Source organism: Streptomyces sp. (assembly GCF_050698815.1).
GTDB lineage: Bacteria > Actinomycetota > Actinomycetes > Streptomycetales > Streptomycetaceae > Streptomyces.
This window is the reverse complement of the sequence record NZ_JBOHCV010000165.1, coordinates 1-3,436: the sequence shown is the minus strand read 5'-3', so window position 1 is coordinate 3,436 and position 3,436 is coordinate 1. Positions and strand designations below refer to the sequence as shown.

Annotated in this window: 3 protein-coding genes; all 3 read right to left on the bottom strand. The window is 72.1% G+C overall.

The window, feature by feature from the left end:
- Positions 1-63: 63 nt before the first annotated feature.
- Positions 64-1,356: an amidohydrolase gene (locus ACRDP3_RS06285; protein ID WP_431515821.1), complete on the bottom strand. Its 1,293-nt coding sequence runs from the start codon at positions 1,354-1,356 to the stop codon at positions 64-66.
- A 118-nt stretch (positions 1,357-1,474) separates the two neighbouring features.
- On the bottom strand, positions 1,475-2,638 hold the full coding sequence (locus ACRDP3_RS06280) for a hypothetical protein (RefSeq protein WP_431515820.1): 1,164 nt from the start codon (positions 2,636-2,638) through the stop codon (positions 1,475-1,477).
- Between the two features lie 13 nt (positions 2,639-2,651).
- A partial coding sequence (locus tag ACRDP3_RS06275) for an N-acetylneuraminate synthase family protein (RefSeq protein WP_431515819.1) occupies positions 2,652-3,436 on the bottom strand: 785 nt, incomplete at its 5' end.

Genomic DNA, 3,436 nt, shown 5'->3' with positions numbered 1-3,436 from the left:
CGCGAGTCCGGCGGTCTGAAGACGGCCGCTACCACCACGTTCGTCTGATCGGCCGGACACGGCCTAGGCGCCCGAGACCTCCAGCGGGGCGTCCAGCAGGGCCGCCGCGGTGAAGAGTTCGACGCCCACCGTGATCGCGCGCTCGTCCGCGTCGAAATGGCCCTGGTGCAGATCGCGCAGGTGGCGGTCGCCGGGCGGGCGCACGCCGAGCCGTGCCATCGCGCCGGGCACCTGCTCCAGGTACCAGGAGAAGTCCTCGCCGCCCAGGCTCTGGTCGGTCTCTTCGACGGCGGGCGTGCCGAGCCGTGCCGTCATGGCCGCGCGCAACAGCTCCGTACTGCCCGGCTCGTTGACGACGGGCGGTACGCCGCGCACGTACGTGATCTCGGACTTGGCCCGGTGCAGGGTGGCCGTCTCGTCGATGGCGGCGTGCACGAGATCGGGCGCTTCCCGCCAGGTCTCCAGGTCGAGGCAGCGCAGGGTGCCGGACAGCTCGGCCCGCTGCGGGATGACGTTGCACGCGTGCCCGGATTCGATCCGGCCCCAGGTCAGCGCGAGGCCGGAGCGGGCGTCGACGCGGCGGGAGAGCAGGGCGGGTACCTCGGTGACCAGCTTGGCCGCAGCGGTGACCAGGTCGGTGGTCAGGTGCGGTCTCGCGGTGTGACCGCCCGAGCCGTTGAGGGTGACCTCGATGCGATCACAGGCGGAGGTGATGGCTCCGGGGCGCAGCCCGATGCGGCCCGCCTCCACACGGGGGTCGCAGTGCACGGCCATGATGCGTCCGACGCCCTCCAGCGCACCGCCGTCGATGGCGTCGGTGGCGCCGCCGGGCAGCACCTCCTCGGCAGGCTGGAAGACCAGCCGCACGGAGCGGGTCAGACGGCCCGCACGGGCGAGCTCGGCGAGGACGAGCCCGGTGCCGAGCACGACGGCGGTGTGCACGTCGTGACCGCAGGCGTGGGCCCGTTCGGGGACCGTGGAGCGATACGGAACCGTCTTCGTGTCCGGGATCGGGAGCGCGTCGATGTCGGCACGGAACGCCAGCAGCGGGCGGACACCGTCCCAGTCGGCGGTGAGCCCGGGGTGGATGTCGCACAGCAGACCGGTGCCCAGCGGCAGGGTGCGGGGACGCAGCCCCGCCTGCTCCAGCCGGGCCTTGATCGCGGCGGTGGTGCGGAATTCCTGGTTGCCCAGCTCGGGGTGCATGTGCAGGTCGCGGCGGAAGGCGACGAGCTCCTCGCGAAGCGCGGCGGGAACCCGGCCGGGCAATTCCGGCACCACGCCGAGCAGGGCCGCTTCGACGGCCGCCTCGCCGGTCGGGTCCACCTCCGGCTCGGGGGACAGGAGACTGTTCATATTCCGCAGGGTAGGCGCACCTGGCTGGCCGAAAACAGCGGATCACCCGAAGTTCAGCCCCTCAGGCGATCAGAAATCCTCGACGGGGGCGATTATGTCCGAATGGCGATGGGTATATCTACGCGCTCGCCGGCCCGGCCGGCTCCGCCGTTCCCAGCCGCCGTACGTTGCGCGCGCTACCCGTGACGCCGGAGAGGAACCCCTCCGCGCGCGGTGAGGCGCCCTCGGCGAGCCATGCCCGTTCCACATCGCAGACCGCCACCGTGACCGGAGTGCCGGCGAGCGCGAGCGGGAGCGTGTGCACGACGGTGGAGGGGAAGCTCAGGATCGTGGGGGCGATGGGGCCGCGCCGCGCGACCAGTTCCAGTGGCAGGTCGGGCCGGACGATCTCCAGGCCGGTGGCCGCCGTCACGCGCTGCAGCTTGTCGCTGTTCTCGCGGCGGTGCGCGAAGTAGCGGGTGGCTCCGTACGTACGGGCCAGTTCCGTGACCGCCGTCAGGTACCGCTCCAGGTCGACGACGCCGGTCTCCACCAGGGAGGTGCCGACCAGATCGGTGCCCCGGGTCAGCCTGGGCGGGCCGAATCGGGCGCGGGTCCAGGCGAAGTCGTTGGGGGTGACGGTGACGCCCAGCTGACGCAGCTCCACGACGGAGGCGTCGACAGGCATCGAGCTGAAGATCTCGACGCCGCTCTCTACGCCCTGGTGAGTGCCGGCCCCGCCCGTACCGGGGGTGAGACGGGCACGCGCGCGCCGGGCGAAGGGCGCGAACAGGGCGGCCCGCGGCCCTCCCGAGCCCTTGCGGTGCCAGCGCACCAGGCGTTCACCGCGGGCGAGCTGGGAGACGAACTCCATGGTGGCGGTGCCGTCGTCGACGACCACGACGCGGCGCGCGGCGGTGAGCGTGAGCAGCAGCTGCACGTACCGCGAGAAGGGGTCGCCGATGACGACCCGGCGGGCGCGGCGCAGCTCGCCGGCGAGCGAGCCGACGGTCCTGAGCGGCTCGGTCGCGCCGCCCCGTGCCTCTTCCCAGCGCACCGCTATGCCCTCGTCCCGCGCCAGTTCCGCGACGCGGCGCAGCTGACCGCGGGTCATCGGGTCGTTCGGCGACAGCACGACCACGGTGAGGCCGGCCGCCGAAACCGCGTCCTGGTGGGCCCATTCCAGGACGTTGAGAAGCTGTACCGGGCTCTCGACGAAGGCGAGCGTGCCGCCGGCACGCCTCCGGGACACTCCCCGGAGACGGCCGCGCGGCACGGGCCACTGCCCGTCAGGTCGGCTCAAGGCTGACGCTCCGTCAGACCGCTGCCGGCTCGCGGGAACCGGCCTGGTCCGACTCCTCGGCCTCGGCGACGACGCCCTTGACCCGGCGGAGCTTCTCCATCGGCTTCAGCTCGCTGTCGTACACCTTCTTCACGCCGTCACCCAGCGACTCCTCGATGGTGCGGATGTCGCGCACCAGGCGCTGAAGGCCGCCCGGCTCGACGGAGGCGGCCTGGTCGGAGCCCCACATGGCGCGGTCGAGGGTGATGTGCCGCTCGACGAAGCAGGCGCCGAGCGCGACGGCGGCCAGCGTGGTCTGCAGGCCGGTCTCGTGGCCGCTGTAGCCGATCGGGACGTTCGGGTACTCGCCCTGGAGGGTGTTGATGACGCGGAGGTTGAGCTCCTCGGCCTGCGCCGGGTACGTCGACGTGGCGTGGCACATCAGGATGTTGTCGCTGCCGAGGACCTCGACGGCGTGCCGGATCTGCTTCGGCGTCGACATGCCGGTGGAGAGGATCACCGTACGGCCGGTGGCACGCATCGCGCGCAGCAGCTCGTCGTCGGTGAGCGAGGCGGAGGCCACCTTGTAGGAGGGCACGCCGAACTTCTCCAGGAACGCGACGGACTCCACGTCCCACGGCGAAGCGAACCAGTCGATGCCGCGCTTGGCGCAGTGCTCGTCGATGGCGCGGTAGCCGCCCTCGTCGAACTCGACGCGGTGCCGGTAGTCGATGTAGGTCATGCGGCCCCAGGGGGTGTCGCGCTCGACGTGCCACTGGTCGCGCGGGGTGCACACCTCGGGGGTGCGCTTCTGGAACT